This is a genomic window from Corynebacterium sp. HMSC04H06 (genome assembly GCF_001815935.1).
GTDB lineage: Bacteria > Actinomycetota > Actinomycetes > Mycobacteriales > Mycobacteriaceae > Corynebacterium.
The window spans coordinates 49,785-67,685 of sequence record NZ_KV823434.1 but is presented as its reverse complement, the minus strand read 5'-3'; the positions used below and the strand labels follow the sequence as shown (position 1 = coordinate 67,685).

Annotated in this window: 14 protein-coding genes and 2 tRNA genes; 13 read left to right on the top strand and 3 right to left on the bottom strand. The window is 65.2% G+C overall.

Annotated features, from left to right (window positions below):
- Positions 1-65 precede the first annotated feature (65 nt).
- Positions 66-2,573, bottom strand: coding sequence for an aminopeptidase N (pepN, locus tag HMPREF3067_RS07350; protein WP_070769076.1), 2,508 nt, complete (start codon positions 2,571-2,573; stop codon positions 66-68).
- Positions 2,574-2,686: 113 nt separating this feature from the next.
- On the opposite strand from pepN, the gene HMPREF3067_RS07345 reads away from it, so the two are divergent.
- Together HMPREF3067_RS07345 and HMPREF3067_RS07340 are read left to right on the top strand one after the other, a co-directional pair.
- Positions 2,687-3,304: a mycothiol-dependent nitroreductase Rv2466c family protein gene (locus HMPREF3067_RS07345; RefSeq protein WP_070769075.1), complete on the top strand. Its 618-nt coding sequence runs from the start codon at positions 2,687-2,689 to the stop codon at positions 3,302-3,304.
- A gap of 22 nt (positions 3,305-3,326) precedes the next feature.
- Entirely contained in the window at positions 3,327-3,800 is a 474-nt protein-coding gene (locus HMPREF3067_RS07340; protein WP_070769074.1) for a ribose-5-phosphate isomerase, read from the top strand.
- Between the two features lie 107 nt (positions 3,801-3,907).
- On the opposite strand, the gene HMPREF3067_RS07335 is transcribed toward HMPREF3067_RS07340, so the two are convergent.
- The gene (locus tag HMPREF3067_RS07335) at positions 3,908-4,717 is read right to left on the bottom strand and encodes a hypothetical protein (protein ID WP_070769073.1); all 810 of its coding nucleotides are present in this window, start codon (positions 4,715-4,717) and stop codon (positions 3,908-3,910) included.
- Between the two features lie 242 nt (positions 4,718-4,959).
- Here HMPREF3067_RS07335 and HMPREF3067_RS07330 point away from each other — a divergent pair.
- The 9 genes from HMPREF3067_RS07330 (at position 4,960) to clpX (ending at position 12,968) form a co-directional block, all read left to right on the top strand.
- Positions 4,960-5,034 (top strand) — tRNA-Gly (locus HMPREF3067_RS07330).
- Between the two features lie 106 nt (positions 5,035-5,140).
- Complete coding sequence (locus HMPREF3067_RS07325) at positions 5,141-5,749, top strand: CadD family cadmium resistance transporter (RefSeq protein ID WP_246819265.1); 609 nt, start codon at positions 5,141-5,143, stop codon at positions 5,747-5,749.
- Positions 5,750-5,787: 38 nt separating this feature from the next.
- Positions 5,788-6,621, top strand: coding sequence for an aldo/keto reductase (locus HMPREF3067_RS07320; protein ID WP_070769072.1), 834 nt, complete (start codon positions 5,788-5,790; stop codon positions 6,619-6,621).
- A 142-nt stretch (positions 6,622-6,763) separates the two neighbouring features.
- Positions 6,764-6,837 (top strand) — tRNA-Pro (locus HMPREF3067_RS07315).
- Positions 6,838-6,942: 105 nt separating this feature from the next.
- Positions 6,943-8,298 carry a trigger factor gene (tig, locus tag HMPREF3067_RS07310; protein ID WP_070769071.1) on the top strand — a complete coding sequence of 452 codons (1,356 nt, stop codon included), beginning with the start codon at positions 6,943-6,945 and terminating at the stop codon, positions 8,296-8,298.
- Positions 8,299-8,492: 194 nt separating this feature from the next.
- A complete protein-coding gene (locus HMPREF3067_RS07305; protein WP_070769070.1) occupies positions 8,493-9,092 on the top strand; it encodes an ATP-dependent Clp protease proteolytic subunit in 600 nt (199 codons plus the stop codon).
- Between the two features lie 52 nt (positions 9,093-9,144).
- Positions 9,145-9,768 carry an ATP-dependent Clp protease proteolytic subunit gene (locus HMPREF3067_RS07300; RefSeq protein ID WP_070769069.1) on the top strand — a complete coding sequence of 208 codons (624 nt, stop codon included), beginning with the start codon at positions 9,145-9,147 and terminating at the stop codon, positions 9,766-9,768.
- Positions 9,769-10,048: 280 nt separating this feature from the next.
- Positions 10,049-11,587: a peptide MFS transporter gene (locus HMPREF3067_RS07295; RefSeq protein ID WP_083319199.1), complete on the top strand. Its 1,539-nt coding sequence runs from the start codon at positions 10,049-10,051 to the stop codon at positions 11,585-11,587.
- Positions 11,588-11,666: 79 nt separating this feature from the next.
- Positions 11,667-12,968 (top strand): ATP-dependent Clp protease ATP-binding subunit ClpX, encoded by a 1,302-nt coding sequence (clpX, locus tag HMPREF3067_RS07290; RefSeq protein WP_070769067.1) that lies wholly within the window; start codon positions 11,667-11,669, stop codon positions 12,966-12,968.
- A 119-nt stretch (positions 12,969-13,087) separates the two neighbouring features.
- Here clpX and HMPREF3067_RS07285 read toward each other — a convergent pair whose 3' ends face one another.
- Entirely contained in the window at positions 13,088-13,804 is a 717-nt protein-coding gene (locus HMPREF3067_RS07285) for a TetR/AcrR family transcriptional regulator (protein WP_070769066.1), read from the bottom strand.
- Positions 13,805-14,057: 253 nt separating this feature from the next.
- Between HMPREF3067_RS07285 and HMPREF3067_RS07280 the strand changes: the two genes are divergently transcribed.
- Together HMPREF3067_RS07280 and HMPREF3067_RS07275 are read left to right on the top strand one after the other, a co-directional pair.
- Positions 14,058-15,077: a malate dehydrogenase gene (locus HMPREF3067_RS07280; RefSeq protein ID WP_070769065.1), complete on the top strand. Its 1,020-nt coding sequence runs from the start codon at positions 14,058-14,060 to the stop codon at positions 15,075-15,077.
- Between the two features lie 75 nt (positions 15,078-15,152).
- Positions 15,153-17,885 (top strand): valine--tRNA ligase, encoded by a 2,733-nt coding sequence (locus tag HMPREF3067_RS07275; protein WP_070769093.1) that lies wholly within the window; start codon positions 15,153-15,155, stop codon positions 17,883-17,885.
- The last annotated feature ends 16 nt before the right edge of the window (positions 17,886-17,901 follow it).

The following is a 17,901-nucleotide window of genomic DNA, read 5'->3' as shown; positions in this document are numbered from 1 at the left end:
CACAGCTCGCCGCTTAGTAGTTTTGGGTGCAAATCTGCTAAAATTCCAGCGTAACACCCATACTGTTAGCTGGCGTCCACCGCCCGGTTGCGCACCGCGCGGGCGGTGCGGTCACGCTGCTCGGTCACCACGCGGTGCAACCCGGTGGGCAGATCGCGGCGCAGGAATTCCTCGGCGCGATCCACGGTTGCCTGGCTGACGTCCCAGGAGGGGAAGAGGCCGGAGACCGTCGCCAGGGCGATCTCGTGGGACTGGCCGTCCCAGATCTTTTCTGCCACCTCGAAGTAGCCCTCGCTGGGCAGATTGTCTTCCGCGCCGGGGAAGACCAGGCCGGCCAGCTTCGAGCCGGTATCGCGGTTGCCCAGCTGGCCGTCGACGAGCTCGAGCCAGACCGCCTTCTTGTTTTCGGCGGTGTTGATAGCCGCGCGCGCCTTGAGGGAAGCCTGGTAGCCGGTGGCGGAGTTGTCGCGCTCGAGCTCGGCATCGATGAGCTTGTCCGCGTCCTCCACGGCCCCGCCGGCGACCAGGGCGGCCACGGCGCGCCAGCGCATGCCGTTGTCCTCGGAGTCCTCCAGCACCTCGCGAAAGTAGTCGCGGGAGGACTCAGTCAGCGGCAGGGCTCCTAGGGCCTTGGCGAAGACCAGGCGGCGCTGCTCGTCGTCGCTGCGGGCGCCTGCCAACAGGGCATCGGCCAGCAGGGTAGTGTCCTTGGCCCAGGTGGGATCGGCGTAGCGCAGCTGGGCCTGCACGGCCTGGGTGAGGATGCGCTCGAGGACCGACAGTTCGGTCTCTGCGGCCGCGCCGCGGGCGACCAGGGCGATGAAGTCCCGGGCGCGCATGCTGCCCGCGCGGGTCATCTCCCAGGCGGCGGACCAGCACAGGGTGCGCGCCATCGGATCGGCGATCTTGTCGATGTTGTCCACCACGAAATCGCGGGAGGCCGGGTCCAGATCCTGCAGGGCGTAGGTCAGATCGTCGTCGTTGACCAGGACCAGATCCGCGGCCGGGGCGCCGACCAGCTCGGCGACGTCGGTGCGGGCGCCGTCGATGTCCAGCTCGACGCGCTGATAGCGGGTGACCTTCCCGCCGTCCAGGCGGTAGAGCCCCACGGCCACGCGGTGGGTGCGCAGGGTATCCCCGGACTGCTCGACGGCGAAGTCCGTGTAGGCGCCGTTGTCCACGTTAAAGCTGGCCTTGAGCGAGTTCACGCCGGTGGTCTTGAGCCACTGCTTAGCCCAGAAGGACAGGTCGCGGCCGGAGGCCTCGGTCAGGTGGCGCAGCAGGTCGTCGAAGGTGGCATTGCCCCAGGCATGGGCGGCAAAGTGGCGGCGCACCCCGGCGAAGAAGTTCTCCCGGCCGACGTAGGCCTGCAGCTGCTTAAGCACGCTGGCGCCCTTGGCGTAGGTAATCCCGTCGAAGTTCTGCTCGACGGTCTCGATGTCCGAGGCGTCCGTGGAGATGGGGTGAGTGGTGGGCAGCTGGTCCTGCTGGTAAGCCCAGGCCTTCTCCACGTTGGCGAAGGTTACCCAGGCCGTGTCGTACTGGGTCTGCTCCGCCTGGGAGATGGCAGCGGACCAGGTGGCGAAGGACTCGTTGAGCCACAGGTCGTTCCACCACTGCATGGTCACCAGGTCCCCGAACCACATGTGGGCCAGCTCGTGGAGGATGGTGTCCGCGCGGCGCTCGTACATGTAGTGGGTGGCCTGGGAGGCGAAGACGTACTCGTCGCGGATGGTCACGCAGCCGGCGTTTTCCATGGCGCCGGCGTTGAACTCCGGCACGAAGATCTGGTCGTACTTGCCGTAGGGGTAGGCGAAGCCGAAGTTGCGGTGGTAGAAGTCAAAGCCCTGCTTGGTCTCGGTGAACAGGCGCTCGTGGTCTAGGTGCTCGGCCAGGGACTGGCGGCAGTACAGACCCAGCGGGACCTCTAGGTCCTGGGCGGGCTGGCCCTCCGGGTGGGCGGAAAGCTGTCCGCGCCAGGTGTCGGTGAACTCGACGTAAGGGCCGGCGCACACGGCGATCAGGTAGGTCGACAGCGGGTAGTCCAGGTGGCAGCTAAAGGTATTGCCGCGCTGGGTCACCGGCCCGTTGGTGATAACCCGCCAGCCCGCCGGCACGGCGAAGGACAAGTCGTAGGTCGCCTTGAGATCGGGCTGGTCGAAGCAGGCGAAGACCCGCTTGGCGTCGGCGGTCTCGAACTGGGTGTACAGGTAGGGCTGGTCATCGGCCGGGTCGACGAAGCGGTGCAGCCCCTCGCCCGTGCGGGAGTAGGGGATGCGGGCGGTGACCTCGATGGTGTAGTTCGCGACCTGCAGGCCGGACAGCGGGATGCCGAACTCCGGCTCGTAGGCGGCGGTCGGCAGGGGAGCCCCGCTCAGGCGCACGTCCAGGATCTCCTCGGCGCGCAGATCCAGGAAGGTGCTGCCCGGGCGCAGGCACGAAAAGTCCACGCGGGTGGTGGAGATGAAGTGCGTGTCCGACTGCGTTAAGTCCAAGGCGACGTCGTAATGGTTGACCCGCAGCATCTGCGAGCGATGCTGGGCCTCGTCACGAGTCAGGTTTGTCGAGGTCATAGCTGTCTTACCTCCTAGGTGGTGAATTTTAGGCTACGGTCCAGCCTAGCCGTCGCCTAGGCTGGGGTGCGCGGAAATCCTTAAGCAACCAAAGAATTTAGGAGAAAACGTTCATGACTCAGCAGGTGAAGTTCTGGTTCGACGTCTCGTGCCCGTTCGCTTGGGCCACCTCGCGGTGGATCAAGGAGGCCGAGAAGGTCCGCGACATCGAGGTCACCTTCGTGCCGATGTCCCTGTCCGTGCTCAACGAGGGCCGCGATCTGGACCCGGCCTACCTAGAGGCCATGGAGGCAAACTGGGGCCCGGCCCGCGTCTTCGCCCGCGTGGCCACCCAGGAGCCGGCCAAGGTCGACGAGCTCTACACGGCGATGGGCACCCTTGTCCACGTGGACGGCAACGCCGGCAAGAAGGGCTACGGCGCTTACGACGAGGTAATCACCCAGGCCCTCGACCAGGCCGGCCTGGACGCGGCCTACGCCGAGGTAGCAAATACCACCGACGCCGACGAGGAGCTGAAGCGCTTCCACCAGGAGGGCATCGACTCGGTCGGCGAGGACGTCGGCACCCCGGTGGTCAAGCTGGGCGAGACCGCCTTCTTCGGCCCGGTCATCACCCGCATCCCGCGCGGCGAGGAGGCCGGCGAGCTTTTCGATGCCGCCATCAAGCTCGCGGAGTTCCCCTATTTCTTCGAGCTCAAGCGCACCCGCACCGAGATGCCGGCGGCCGAGTAGGCCCGGCGGTAGGATAAGGATTATGCGCGTATACCTAGGAGCAGATCACGCAGGTTTTGAGACCAAAAACCTGATTGCACAGCACTTGTCCGACGCCGGTCACGAGGTCATCGATTGCGGCGCCCACACCCTCGACCCGGAGGATGACTACCCGGCGTTTTGCATCGAGGCGGCCCAGCGCACGGTCAACGACCCGGGTTCTTTGGGGATCGTGCTGGGCGGCTCCGGCAACGGTGAGCAGATCGCGGCCAACAAGGTCGAGGGTGCGCGCTGCGCCCTGGCGTGGTCGGAAGAGACCGCGCGCCTGGCCCGCGAGCACAACAACGCCCAGCTCATCGGCATCGGTGGCCGCATGCACACCCCGGAGCAGGCCCTGGCCATCGCGGACGCCTTCCTGGAACAGGAATGGTCGGGCGCGGAGCGCCACCAGCGCCGGATCGACATCCTGGCCGACTACGAGCGCACCGGGATCGCCCCGGAGGTACCGGAGGCTTAAGCCAGCTAGCCAGCCTGCTAGCTAGGCCCCTCTAGTCAGACGAAAGGCGCCGGGGAGAGCACCACTACAAGTGCTTCTCCCCGGCGCCTTTGTGCGGACGCTTCGGCTTAGAAATCGAAGTCGAAGCCGTCGCCGCCGAGCAGGCCGCCGTCAAAGATGCCGCCGTCGAAGAGGCCGCCGCCGTCGCCCATGTCCCCGGCGTCCCCCATGTCGCCGCCGTCGCCCATATCACCAGCGTCGCCAGCATCCCCCATGTCGCCGCCGTCGCTGAAGTCGCCGGCGGCCGCCTCCTCGCCGGAGTAGCCGACTCCGGCCATGCCGGCGAACATGGCGTTAAACATCATGGAATAGCCCATCATCCACACGCCGGTAGCCATGGCGTCCGCCCACCACGGGCGGGAGTACCAGCCGGCCGGGACCGGGCGGCCGGCCACCGTGCCGCCGGGGTAGTAGTTCGGGGTCTCGTCGGACGCGTACGGGGAGGCGGTGATCTCCTGGCCGCCGGCGTCGACTGTGCGGCGCTCGGTGACCTTGCCGGCCTTGCGCTGGCCCTCCAGCGGGGGCAGCTCCGGGCCCGGATCCATGCCCATGATTTCGCGCGCCGCGTTGACGTAATGCAGGCCCTCGAGCGCGGACTCGCGGGCCAGGTGCGCCTGCTTGGTGGTGTTCGCCCGCGAGATAGCGGAATTCGCCGCGGTGAAACGTTCCGAGGCATCCGCCATTGCCTGTTGGGAGGCTTTGTCGGTGCCGGACAGGCTCATCACCTGACCACCCAGGCGCTCGATCCAGCGCCGCGCCTCAGCCTGCGCGTCTTCCAACTGCTGCTGCCGGCGCTGCGCGGTCTTTTTCTTGTTGTTGTTGCTGGTCCACCAGGCCACGCCGCCGCCGACCACGATAAGAGGGATGAGCAATTCCATGCCTAAAAAGTTCACTTCCCGATAATCGAGTGTTGTCTCCCGCGCCCGGCGGGGCAGGTGGGCCCCGGCGCGGGGTACTTCTCTGGGTACCTATAAGGTTAAACGCCAGCCTATCCCGAAAAGTTCCCTCCCGTTGAGCTTATGGGGCACGTCTGGTGAGGGGGCGCGGCCCCGCCCGGGCGGTTTTGGGCGCGGCCCAAACCATGCGCTATCATTGTTCCCACGCCTTTAAAAGGGGCAGTGGGAATGTCGTATAGTGGCTAATACCTCAGCCTTCCAAGCTGAAGACGCGGGTTCGATTCCCGTCATTCCCTCCAAGCAACGCCGAAGATGCAGCGCACTGGAAAAGTCCAGTAGCCTGGTCTCCGGCGTTTTTTCGCCCGGGCCCGAAAAATTGAGCCCGGGGTGCTGGGAAAGGGGAGTGTGGTGGGAACTATCCTGACCGCGGTCGTGGTGTTTATATCGACTTCGATCGACTACCTTGTCGTGCTGACCATCCTGTTCGCCACCCAGGGCGCGCGCCACGCCCGCGCCATCTACGGCGGCCAATACTTGGGCACCGGGATCCTGGTGGCGGCCAGCCTGGCCGCGGCGTTTTTGCTAAACCTCATCCCGCACGACTGGGTCATCGGCCTGCTGGGGCTTATCCCCATCGCGCTCGGCATCCGGGTGCTGTTGGTGGACGAGGACGTCGACGAGGGCGAGATCGCGGACAAGGTCCGCGGCCGCGGTTCCAAGCTGGCCGCGTTTACCGCGCTGACCCTGGCGCTGGGCGGGGACAACCTGGGCGTCTACGTGCCCTATTTCAGCCGGACCACCGGGCTGCAGATCCTTGTCATCCTCGCCGTCTTCGCGCTGGGGATCTTCCTGCTGTGCCAGCTGTCCCAACGGCTAGCGAAGGTCCCGGCCATCGGGGAGACGGTGGAGAAATACGAGAAAGCCATCGTGCCCGTGGTCTTCATCGGGCTGGGCGTGTACCTGCTGGTAGAAAACGGTACCGTCGGCTTCCTCTGGGGCGCGCTCACGCCTTAAAAAGCGCGGTTTCAGCACAGTTCAGTACAGTGGGGCGCATGAACGTACCAATGATTGAGCTCAACGACGGCAACCGCGTCCCGCAGCTGGGCTACGGCGTCTTCCAGGTGGACCCGGACAAGACCGAAAAGCTGGTCGCCGAAGCCCTGCGCCAGGGAATCCGGCATATCGACACCGCCGCCATCTACGGCAACGAAGAGGGCGTGGGCCGGGCGATTGCCGCCTCCGGCATCCCGCGCCACGAGCTGTTTATCACCACCAAGCTGTGGAACGACAGCCAGCTCAACGCCGCGGAAGCGCTGGATACCTCCCTGGGCAAGCTGGGGCTCGATTACGTCGATCTCTACCTCATCCACTGGCCCGTGCCTGCCGACGGCAACTACGTGGAGGCCTGGAAGCAGCTGATTGAGTTGCGCGAGGCCGGCAAGGCGAAGTCCATCGGCGTGTCCAACTTCCTGCCCGAGCACCTCGACCAGCTGGAGATGAACACGGACGTCACCCCGGCCGTCAACCAGATCGAGCTGCACCCGTACTTCCAGCAGTGGAAGGACATCGACGCCGCCCGGGCCCACGGCATCAAGGTCGAGGCCTGGGGGCCGTTGGGCCAGGGCAAGACCGATATTTTCGAGCAGCCGGAAATCACCGACCCGGCCGAGGCCCACGGCGTCAGCCCGGCGCAGGTGATTATCCGCTGGCACCTGCAGAACGGGACCATCGTATTCCCGAAGACTGCCACCCCGGAGCGCATCCGCGAAAACTTCGACGTCTTCGGCTTCGAGCTGAGCGAGGACGAGATGGCCGGCATCACCTCGCTGGACCGCGGCGAGGAAGGTCGGGGCGGTGCGCACCCGGCGGAGATGGACGCGAAATAGCGGCTAACTGGTCGCGCCGTGCGCCCCGAGCCTGCGGAAACCGGGCCAACCGGGACCCAGAGTTGGGCATAGTGCGGCGGCATCGGTAAGCTTAGGCGAGCAACGCCGGCGCGGGGCCTCCGTGCTGGCCGGGCAAGCTATACGGGGCGTGGCGCAGCTTGGTAGCGCACCTGCTTTGGGAGCAGGGGGTCGCAGGTTCAAATCCTGTCGCCCCGACGTATAGGGGCCTGTCAGCCACCCTCATGCGAGGTGCTGCCGGGCCCCTTGTTTATACTCTGTACCAGAAATCCTTCTACCAATTGAGAGCCAGGAGAGTTACTCGTGAAGACTACCGTCGACAAGCTGAGCGACACCCGCGTTAAGCTCACCGTCAACGTCCCGTTCGCAGAGCTGGATAAAGAGATTGATCAGGCCTACGCCGCAATCGCACAGCAGGTTGCCATCCCGGGCTTCCGCAAGGGCAAGGCGCCGCGCCAGCTTATCGATGCCCGCTTCGGCCGCGGCCCGATCCTCGAGCAGGTCGTCAACGACATGCTGCCGTCCCGCTACGAGCAGGCCGTTACCGAAAACGACCTGAAGGTCATCGGCCAGCCGGACGTGGATATCTCCAAGATCGAAGACAAGGACTTCGTGGAGTTTACCGCCGAGGTCGACGTCCGCCCGGAGATCGAGGTACCGGACTTTGCCGACCTGTCCGTCACCGTCCCGGCCATCACCGTCGAGGACGCCGACGTGGACAAGGAGCTGGAGAACCTGCAGGAGCGCTTCGGTGAGCTCAAGGACACCAAGCGCAAGATGAAGACCGGCGACATCGCCGTCATCGATCTCACCGCTGAGGTCGACGGCAAGAAGATCGACGAGGCTTCCACCGAGGGCCTGAACTACCGCATCGGCGACGACGACCTCATCAAGGGGCTGGACACCGCCCTGCGCGGCCTGAAGACCGACGAGGACGCCGAGTTCACCGCCAAGCTGGAGTCCGGCGAGCACAAGGGCGAAGAGGCCACCATCAAGGTTCACGTCCAGCAGACCAAGGAGCGCAAGCTGCCGGACCTGGACGACGAGTTCGCCCAGCTGGCCAGCGAGTTCGACACCATCGACGAGCTGCGCGATGCCACCAAGACCCAGGTCGAGGAGCAGAAGAAGGCCCAGCAGGCCGGCAATATCCGCGACGAGGTCCTGAAGGCCGCCCTGGACAAGGTCTCCTTCGAGCTGCCGGAGTCCATCGTGGAAGAGCAGACACACGCCCAGCTGCACCAGGTCCTGGGCCAGCTGGCCCAGGACGAGAAGGCGCTGGCGCAGCTGCTCGAGGCGCAGGGCACCACCCGCGAGGAGTTCGACGCCGACGCCCGCAAGTCCGCCGAGGAATCCGTGCGTACCCAGCTGTTCCTGGACACCGTCGCCGAGCAGGAGCAGCCGGAGGTCTCCCAGCAGGAGCTGACCGACCACATCCTGTTCACCGCGCAGTCCTACGGCATGGACCCGAACCAGTTCGTCCAGCAGCTGCAGTCCAACGGCCAGATCGGCAACCTCTTCGCCGACGTCCGCCGCGGCAAGGCCCTGGCCGCCGCTATCTGCCGCGTTGACGTCAAGGACGAGGACGGCAAAAAGATCGACGTCGACCAGTACTTCGGCGAGATCGACGAGGACGAGGACGAGGCAACCGACTCCGAGTAAGGTCGCCTCCCGCCGCGCCTTTATCGGCCGCGGCGGGACCGCCTAGCCCAGCTTCGGCTGGGCTTTTCGTCTGTCTGCGGCGGCTGCACCGCGGCTGCAACGCTGACAGCGAACACGTCCCACGGGAGGCGGGAAAGGCAGTATCGTGGGTCGTATTAAGACAAAGATCCGTCACCAAGGAGATTATGAATTCTATGTCTGACAGTATTCAGATGACCTCGCCGGCACCGGGCATGAACCTAGGCGACAGCGTCTACGAGCGCCTGCTGCGCGAGCGCATCATCTTCCTGGGCACCCAGGTTGATGACGAGATTGCCAATAAGCTCTGCGCCCAGATCCTGCTGTTGTCCGCCGAGGACCCGACGCGTGATATTTCCCTCTACATCAATTCCCCGGGTGGCTCGGTGACCGCCGGCATGGCCATTTACGACACCATGAAGTACTCGCCGTGCGACGTCGCCACCTACGGCATGGGCCTGGCTGCCTCCATGGGCCAGTTCCTGCTCTCCGGCGGCACCAAGGGCAAGCGCTTCGCTCTGCCGCACGCCCGCATCATGATGCACCAGCCCTCCGCCGGCGTGGGCGGCACCGCCGCGGATATCGCCATCCAGGCCGAACAGTTTGCCGCCACCAAGCGCGAGATGGCCGAACTCATCGCTGAGCACACCGGCCAGACCTTCGAGCAGATTACGAAGGACTCGGACCGTGACCGCTGGTTCACCGCCGCGCAGGCGAAGGACTACGGCATCGTCGACCACGTCATCGAGACCGTCAACGGCCCCATCAGCAACTAGAACTAGGTAGCACCTCACCACCTAAAGCTCAGAAGCAAGGAGAATTTTTAATATGACGCAATCGCAGATGCCTTCTTCCCGCTACGTGCTGCCGTCGTTCATCGAGCAGTCCGCGCAGGGGACCAAGGAGACCAACCCGTACTCGAAGCTCTTCGAAGAGCGCATCATCTTCCTGGGCACCCAGGTCGATGACACTTCCGCTAACGATGTCATGGCGCAGCTGCTAGTCCTGGAGGCCCAAGATCCGGACCGCGACATCACCATGTACATCAACTCCCCGGGCGGTTCCTTCACCGCGCTGATGGCTATTTACGACACCATGCGTTACGTGCGCCCCGACGTGCAGACCGTCTGCCTGGGCCAGGCGGCCTCCGCCGCGGCGGTCCTGCTGGCTGCCGGCGCTCCGGGCAAGCGCGCCGCGCTGCCGAACGCCCGCGTGCTCATCCACCAGCCCGCCACCCAGGGTACCCAGGGCCAGGTCTCCGACCTAGAGATCCAGGCCGCCGAGATCGAGCGCATGCGCAAGCTGATGGAGAACACCCTGGCCGAGCACACCGGCCGCACGGCCGAGCAGGTGCGCATCGACACCGACCGCGACAAGATCCTAACCGCCGAAGAGGCCAAGGAATACGGCATCATCGACCAGGTCTTTGAATACCGCAAGCTAAACTCCTAACTCCAGGGGTAATCTTTGTGGGAATTAAGGCCCGCCGCCGGCACAGCGCCCGGCCGCGGGCCTTTCGTATGGGGTGGCACGGGGCCTCCGCCGCGCGCGGGGCGGGGGACTGCACAAGCGAAAACTATCAGTCGCCGGGAACTGCCCTGCTCAGACGGGGTATCGCCGGCCGGCCTGACCTGTCCCACCGGGCGGGAAGGGCGAGGTAGCACACCAGAAAACGGGGGTGGCAGATCCCACATTAATTGCGTTGTGGCGTGGGGGGTGGCTATATATTTCTATGTCACGAATCACAAACGCTCACTCAGTGTCAGACGCGTCGGGCGACGCGCACGGTGCCGGCGGCGCGTCAGCCGTCGGTAAACCACAAGAAACTAAACGCCAGTTCTTCGGCCACCCGTGGGGGCTGGCCAACCTCTTCGGCGTGGAGATGTGGGAGCGTTTCAGCTTCTACGGCATGCAGGCGCTGGTCCTGCTGTACATGTACTACTCCGTGTCCGAGGGCGGCCTGGAGATCCCCAAGGCGGCGGCGACCTCCATCGTCGGCGCCTACGGCGGCCTGGTCTACATGGCCTGCCTGCTGGCCTCCCTGGTGGCCGACCGCGTGCTCGGCGCGGAGCGCACCCTGTACTACTCGGCCATCATGGTCATGCTGGGGCACCTGGCGCTGGCCTTCATCCCCGCGGTCACCGGCCTGGCCATCGGCCTAGTGCTCATCGCCGTGGGTTCTGGCGGCGTGAAGACCACGGCGCAGGTGGTTCTGGGCGCGTTGTACTCGCGCGATGATCCCCGTCGCGATGGCGGGTTCTCCATCTTCTATATGGGCGTTAATATCGGCGCCCTCTTTGGCCCGCTGATTACCACGCTCCTGTGGGGCTGGCAGGGCTTCCACTGGGGCTTCGGCATTGCCGCCGTGGGCATGTTCTTCGGCCTGGTCCAGTACACCCTCATGCGCGGCAGCACCATCAAGGAAGCCGGGCATGAGGTCCCGAACCCGGTCTCGCGCCAGCAGCTGCTGGCGGCCCTGGGCGTCCTCGCCGTGATGATCGTCGTGTGCGTGTGGCTCATCGCCTCCGGCGTGGTCAAGCTGGAGTGGCTGTCCAACATCGTCACCGTCGTGGCTTTCCTCGCCGCGGTGACGCTGTGGCTGCAGATGTACCGCTCCCGCCTGACCACCCCGCAGGAGCGCGGCCGCCTGCTCGGTTTTATCCCGATGTTCGTCTCCGGCGTGCTCTTCTTCGGCATCTTCCAGCAGCAGTTCACCGTGCTGACCATCTACTCTGATATGCGCCTGGACCGCCACATCTTCGGCACCGAGATCCCGCCGTCGATGGTCCAGCTCATTAACCCGATCTTCATCGTCATCTTTTCTAGCGTTTTCGCCTTCATCTGGACCAAGCTGGGCGACCGCCAGTGGTCGACGCCGGCCAAGTTCGGCATTGCCAACGTCATTATCGGCGTCTCGCTGTTCTTCTTCCTGCCGTTCAGTGGCGGCGGACCGAACTCCACCCCGATGTTCGCCATCATCTGGATCCTCTTCCTGTTCACCATGGGCGAGCTGCTGCTGTCGCCGGTGGGCAACTCTCTGGCGACCAAGGTCGCCCCGGAGGCCTTCCCGTCGCGCATGATGGCGGTGTGGATGATGGCCGTGGCCATGGGCACCTCCCTGGCGGGCACGCTGGCCGGCTTCTACAACCCGGATGACGCCGGCGCGGAAAACACATTCTTCATCATTCTGGGCATCGTTTCCATCGCTCTGGGCGTGATCTTGTTGGCGCTCGCCAAGTGGGTAGTTAGCAAGTTCGCTACCTTCCGCTAAGGCGCGCCGGCTGCGTCGGGTGGGCGTGGTACGGTTGCTGGGATAAAGGAAATTGTGCCCTATGTGTTGAGAGGGTTTAATGGCACGTATGCAAGAAAGCGCGGATCTGCTCAAGTGTTCCTTCTGCGGCAAGAGCCAGAAGCAGGTTAAGAAACTCATCGCCGGCGGCGGTGTGTACATCTGCGATGAGTGCATTGAGCTGTGCAACGAAATTATCGAGGAAGAACTGGGCGCGGCCCAGGCCGAGAAGGCCGAAAAGGAAGAAATTCGGCTGCCTCGGCCCTCGGAAATCTCGGCCTTCTTGGATAACTATGTCATCGGCCAGGATCAGGCCAAGCGGGTGCTGTCCGTGGCGGTCTACAACCACTACAAGCGCATCAAGGTGGAGGAAGCTGCCGCCGCCCGCGGCGGCAGGCGCTCCAAGAAGGAACCGGAAGACACGGTCGAAATCGCCAAGTCCAATATCCTGATGCTGGGCCCGACCGGCTCCGGCAAGACCTACCTGGCCCAGACCCTGGCGCGCATGTTGGACGTGCCGTTTGCCATCGCGGACGCGACCTCCCTGACGGAGGCCGGCTACGTGGGTGAAGACGTGGAAAACATCCTGCTGAAGCTGCTCCAGGCCGCGGATTTCGACGTGGAAAAGGCCCAGCGTGGCATCATCTACGTTGACGAGATCGACAAGATTTCCCGCAAGTCGGACAACCCGTCCATCACCCGTGACGTCTCGGGTGAGGGCGTGCAGCAAGCCCTGTTGAAGATCCTGGAGGGCACCGTCGCGGCCATCCCGCCGCAGGGCGGGCGCAAGCACCCCAACCAGGAATTCATCCAGCTGGATACCTCCAATATCCTATTCATCGTGGCTGGCGCCTTCGCCGGGCTGGAGAAGGTCATCTCCGATCGCGTGGGCAAGAAGGGGCTGGGCTTCGGCGCCAAGCTGGAGACCCAGTCGGAGCAGGAGCGCGTCGACCTCTTCGAGGAGGTCCGCCCGGAGGATCTGGTCAAGTTCGGCCTCATCCCGGAGTTCATCGGCCGCCTGCCCGTCGTAGCGACGGTGGACAACCTGGACCAGGAGTCCCTCATCCGGGTGCTCACCGAGCCGCGCAACTCCCTGGTCAAGCAGTACCAGGCCCTGTTCGTCATGGATGGCGCGGAGCTGGAGTTCGACACCGGCGCGCTGGAGGAGATTGCCAACCTCGCGCTGGAGCGCAAGACCGGCGCCCGCGGCCTGCGCGCCATCATGGAGGAGCTGCTGGTGCCCATCATGTACGACATCCCGGACCGCGAGGACATCACTGGGGTGCGCATTACCGCAGAAGTAGTCCGCGGCGAGGGCGGCCCGGAGTTCATCTACGCCGACGCCGAGGAGCAGTCGGCCTAGGCGGATGTCGTAACAGCTAAAGGCATATTTAAAGCCGGCCCGCGTTTTCGAGGAGGAAGCGCGGGCCGGCTTTTTCGCCTCTGGGCGCCGGGGAAGGGGAGGGTCTCCGGCGGGCGGGGCTAGCCGTAGATGTCGCTGTTGTTGTCCGCGGTATCGACGGCCTCGCGGGCGGTGAGGTAGGACGCCTCGCCGCTGTCCGGGATGTTGGCGGTCAGGAACGCGAGCACTGCGTCCACCACCATGCGGTGCAGCCCCGCGGTGTTGGCCTCGGACTGCATGTCTATCCCCAACAGGTTGTCGAACATGTTGTGGTTGGTCACCCGGTACATGGTCAGCGAGGTGATCAGGGTGAAGATGTCGTCGGCCGAGATCCCCGGCCGGAAGGCCCCGGAGTCCTGCCCGTGGAGGAGCAGCTTGTCCAGGTGCAGGGCCACCCCGCTGACGTCGTTGACCGGCTGCCGGCCGACCACGCCGAAGACCTGCTGGGTGGTCTCCATCGCCAGCATGCGCACGGCCTCCGGGTGGGCGATGTGGCAGGCAAAGAGGGCATCGACAAGTTTGCGCACGCCCTCGACCGGGACCTCGGAGTCGACCTCGAGGTCCTCGAGCGGGGGATTGAGGCGTTCTACCGCGGCCTCGAGGGCGCGCTGGTACAGCCCGCGCTTGTCGCCGAAGTGGTAGTGCAGCATGCGCTTGGACAGGCCCGAGAGGTTGGCGATGGTCTCCATTTTGGTTTCGGTGAAACCGAACTGGGAAAACTGCTCGAGCGCGACTTCGACGGCGCGCTGGGCAGACTCGGCTCCCGTGACGGCGGTGGGAGAATCGGAGTTACCCATAGCAACATGCCCCTCTTTTTTAAGAATCGCTTAGACGGATTGGTTCATCCCCTATCGTGCCGCAAATTCGCGACCCCGTCCGGTAATTGCCCCCGGGGGCGGTAAAATGCCAGTACAGCCGAGTTAGAGATGTACTTCTGCTACCTCAATTCGAGGGCAATTGGGCAGAACCTATCGCTCTACCGTTTTTGCGTCTAGACTAGGAATTTCACCAAAAACTCGAGGTGTTCTTCTGGGAAGGATGATGCACACAATGTCTAAGCCAACAGCACAGGGTGCACCGAAGCACAACGTTTCAGAACCCATCAACGTCACGGTCACCGGCGCCGCCGGGGCCATCGCCTACTCGCTGCTGTGGAGGATCGCCGCCGGCGAGGTCTTCGGCGCCGACCAGCCGGTCCGCCTGCGCCTGCTGGAGCTCGAGTCCGCCGTGCGCGCCGCCGAGGGCGTGGCCATGGAGCTGCAGGACTCCGCCTTCCCGCTGCTGGCCGGCGTGGACATCACCGCCGACGAGGACACCGCCTTCGCCGACGCGAAGGCTGCCTTCCTGGTCGGCGCGCAGCCGCGCACCAAGGGCATGCAGCGCGCCGACCTGATTTCTGCCAACGCGGAGATCTTCTCCCGGCAGGGGGAGTCCCTGAACCGCGTGGCCGCCCGCGACGTGCGCGTGCTGGTGGTGGGCAACCCCGCCAACACCAACGCGCTCATCGCCGCCCACCACGCGCCCGACCTGGATGATTCCCAGTTCACTGCGCTCATGCGACTCGACCACAACCGCGCGGTCGGCTTGCTAGCCCAGCAGATAGGCGTGCGCCCGGATGAGATTGAGAAGCTGGCCGTCTGGGGCAACCACTCGGACACCCAGTTCCCGGACATCACCTTCGCCTCGGCGGGCTCCCGCCCGCTGGCGGAGGCGGTCGACCAAGGCTGGTACGAAGACACGTTCATCCCGACCGTGGCCGGGCGCGGCTCCGAAATCATCGAGGTCCGCGGGTCCTCGTCGGCGGCCTCGGCGGCATCGGCTGCCGTGGACCACATGCACGACTGGATTTTCGGCACCCCGCAGGGCGACTGGCGCACCGCGGCTATTGTCTCCGACGGCTCCTACGGCATCGACGCCGGCCTGGTGGCGGGATTCCCGACGGTCAGCCGGGACGGCCGCTGGAAAATCCTGCAGGGCCTGGAGTTAAACGACGCCCAGCGGGCCCGCATCGACGCCTCGGTGGCGCAGCTGCGCGAGGAAAAAGAAGCCGTCGCCCACCTGCTGTGCTAGCCCCGGGAGAAAAACCCGCGGTCTTGCCTGGGTGGGGCCTAAAGGGGTTTGACCGACAGGGTAGAATTGGTCGGCGTGACTGAGCGTAAAAATGAGGAACTAGTAGGTACCAACCGCGCGGACGCGCTGCCCAAGTCCTGGGAGCCGCAAGAACAGGAGACCGCCCTGTACGAGGGCTGGGTCGACGCGGGGTATTTCACCCCGGACGCCCACTCCGACAAGCCCGCCTATTCCATCGTGCTGCCGCCGCCGAACGTGACCGGCCAGCTGCACATGGGCCACGCGCTGGACCACACGCTCATCGACTCCATCATCCGCCGCAAGCGCATGCAGGGCTATGCCACGCTGTGGCTGCCGGGCGCGGACCACGCCGGTATCGCCACGCAGACCAAGGTCGAGGCCGCCCTCAAGGAATCCGAGGGCAAGACCCGCTGGGATTACGACCGCGACGAGTTCATCGGCAAAGTCTGGGAGTGGAAGGAAAAATACGGCGGCACCATCCAGTCCCAGATGCGCGCCATTGGCGACTCCGTGGACTGGTCCCGTGAGCGCTTTACCTTGGACGACGGCCTGTCCAAGGCCGTGCAGACCATCTTCAAGATGCTCTACGACGCCGGCCTGATCTACCAGGACTACCGCCTGGTCAACTGGTCGCCGGTGCTGGAGACCGCCGTGTCCGACATGGAGGTCGTCTACGACGACGTCGAGGGCGAGCTGGTCTCCATCCGCTACGGCTCGCTGGATGACAACGAGCCGCACCTGGTCGTGGCCACAACCCGTGTCGAGACCATGCTGGGCGACGTCGCCATCGCCGTCCACCCGGACGACGAGCGCTACGCCGACCTGGTGGGCAAGGAGTTCCCGCACCCGTTCCGCGAGGATCTGAGCCTGAAGATTATCGCCGACGACTACGTCGACATGGAATTCGGCACCGGCGCCGTCAAGATCACCCCGGCGCACGACCCGAACGACTACGCCATGGGCCAGCGCCACGGCCTGGACATGCCCATCATCATGGACACCACCGGCCACATCGCTGATACTGGCACCCAGTTCGACGGCATGACCCGCGAGGACGCCCGCGTCGCCATCCGCGAGGCGCTGGCCGAGCAGGGGCGAATTGTTAAGGAAATCCGCCCCTACGTCCACTCGGTCGGCCACTCGGAGCGCTCCGGCGAGGCCATCGAACCGCGCCTGTCCAAGCAGTGGTTCGTCAACGTCAAGGAGATGGCCAAGTACTCCAGCGAAGCGGTCCGTAAGGGCGATACCACCATCCACCCGGCCTCGCTCGAGCCGCGCTACTTCGACTGGGTCGATGACATGCACGACTGGTGCATCTCGCGCCAGCTGTGGTGGGGCCACCGGATCCCGATCTGGTACGGGCCGGAGAATGCCGACGGCAACCGCGACGTGGTCTGCGTGGGCCCGGACGAGCAGGCCCCGGCCGGCTACGAGCAGGACCCGGACGTCCTGGACACCTGGTTTAGCTCCGCGCTGTGGCCGTTTTCCACGCTGGGCTGGCCCGAAAAGACCCCGGACCTGGAGAAGTTCTACCCGACCAACGTGCTGGTCACCGCCTACGACATCCTGTTCTTCTGGGTCGCCCGCATGATGATGTTCGGCACCTTCGCCGCCACAAAGACCCCGGAGCTTCTGGGTAAGGGCATCGACGGGCGCCCGCAGGTGCCGTTTGCGGATCTCTACCTGCACGGCCTAGTGCGCGACGAGCAGGGCCGCAAGATGTCCAAGTCCCTGGGCAACGGCATTGACCCGATGGACTGGGTCCGCGACTACGGCGCGGACGCGCTGCGCTTCGCCCTGGGCCGCGGCGCCAACCCGGGCGTCGACCTGCCGCTGGGCCCAGACGCGGCCGCCTCGGCGCGTAACTTCGCCACCAAGCTCTTCAACGCCAACAAGTTTGCCCTGCTCAACGGCGCCGGCGTGGCGGAGCTGCCGGAGCGCGACGCGCTGACCGATGCCGACCGCTGGATCCTGGACCGCGCCGAGCAGGTCCGCGCCCGCGTCGACGCCTACCTGGACGATTTCCAGTTCGCCAAGGCTAACGAGCTGCTCTACCACTTTGCCTGGGACGAGCTGTGCGACTGGTACGTCGAGATCGCCAAGACCCAGATAGCGCGCGAGCCGGCCGACGAGGCCGAAAAGCAGCGCGCCCGCACCACCCAGATCGTGCTCGGCCGCGTCCTCGACGTCGTGCTGCGCCTGCTGCACCCGACCATGCCGTTTGTCACCGAGGTCCTCTGGAAGGCCCTGACCGGCGGCGAGTCCCTGGTCGTGGCCGACTGGCCGACCGCCGAGGACACCAACGGCGGCGCCGAGACCGACGAGGTCGCCGCCCGCCGCATCCAGGACGCCGAGAAGCTCATCACCGAGCTGCGCCGCTTCCGCTCCGACCAGGGGGTTAAGCCCTCCCAGAAGGTGCCGGGCCGTCTGGACTTCACCGCCGCGGACCTGTCCGGCCAGGAGGCCCTGGTACGCAACCTGGCCAAGACCACCGAGCCGGGCGAGGACTTTACCGAGTCCGCCTCCATCGAGGTCCGCCTGTCGCAGGCCACCGTCGAAGTCACCCTGGACACCTCTGGGGCCGTTGACGTCGCGGCCGAGCGCAAGCGCCTGGAAAAGGACCTGGCCAAGGCCAACAAGGAGCTGGAACAGACCACCAAGAAACTCGGCAACGACAACTTTCTGTCCAAGGCCCCGGAAGAGGTCGTGGAAAAGATCCGCACCCGCCAGACCGTGGCGCAGGAGGAAGTCGACCGCATCAGCGCGCGTTTGGAGGCGCTCAAGTAGTGACTGACCGTACCGG

Bases quoted from the DNA above. Each gene is read 5' to 3' on its own strand.
- HMPREF3067_RS07300 (WP_070769069.1), top strand. From the start codon at position 9,145: ATGACGCAATCGCAGATGCCTTCTTCCCGCTACGTGCTGCCGTCGTTC.
- HMPREF3067_RS07335 (WP_070769073.1), bottom strand. From the start codon at position 4,717: ATGGAATTGCTCATCCCTCTTATCGTGGTCGGCGGCGGCGTGGCCTGG.
- HMPREF3067_RS07340 (WP_070769074.1), top strand. From the start codon at position 3,327: ATGCGCGTATACCTAGGAGCAGATCACGCAGGTTTTGAGACCAAAAAC.
- HMPREF3067_RS07280 (WP_070769065.1), top strand. From the start codon at position 14,058: ATGTCTAAGCCAACAGCACAGGGTGCACCGAAGCACAACGTTTCAGAA.
- HMPREF3067_RS07345 (WP_070769075.1), top strand. From the start codon at position 2,687: ATGACTCAGCAGGTGAAGTTCTGGTTCGACGTCTCGTGCCCGTTCGCT.
- HMPREF3067_RS07305 (WP_070769070.1), top strand. From the start codon at position 8,493: ATGTCTGACAGTATTCAGATGACCTCGCCGGCACCGGGCATGAACCTA.
- HMPREF3067_RS07285 (WP_070769066.1), bottom strand. From the start codon at position 13,804: ATGGGTAACTCCGATTCTCCCACCGCCGTCACGGGAGCCGAGTCTGCC.
- HMPREF3067_RS07295 (WP_083319199.1), top strand. From the start codon at position 10,049: ATGTCACGAATCACAAACGCTCACTCAGTGTCAGACGCGTCGGGCGAC.
- HMPREF3067_RS07320 (WP_070769072.1), top strand. From the start codon at position 5,788: ATGAACGTACCAATGATTGAGCTCAACGACGGCAACCGCGTCCCGCAG.
- clpX (WP_070769067.1), top strand. From the start codon at position 11,667: ATGGCACGTATGCAAGAAAGCGCGGATCTGCTCAAGTGTTCCTTCTGC.
- pepN (WP_070769076.1), bottom strand. From the start codon at position 2,573: ATGACCTCGACAAACCTGACTCGTGACGAGGCCCAGCATCGCTCGCAG.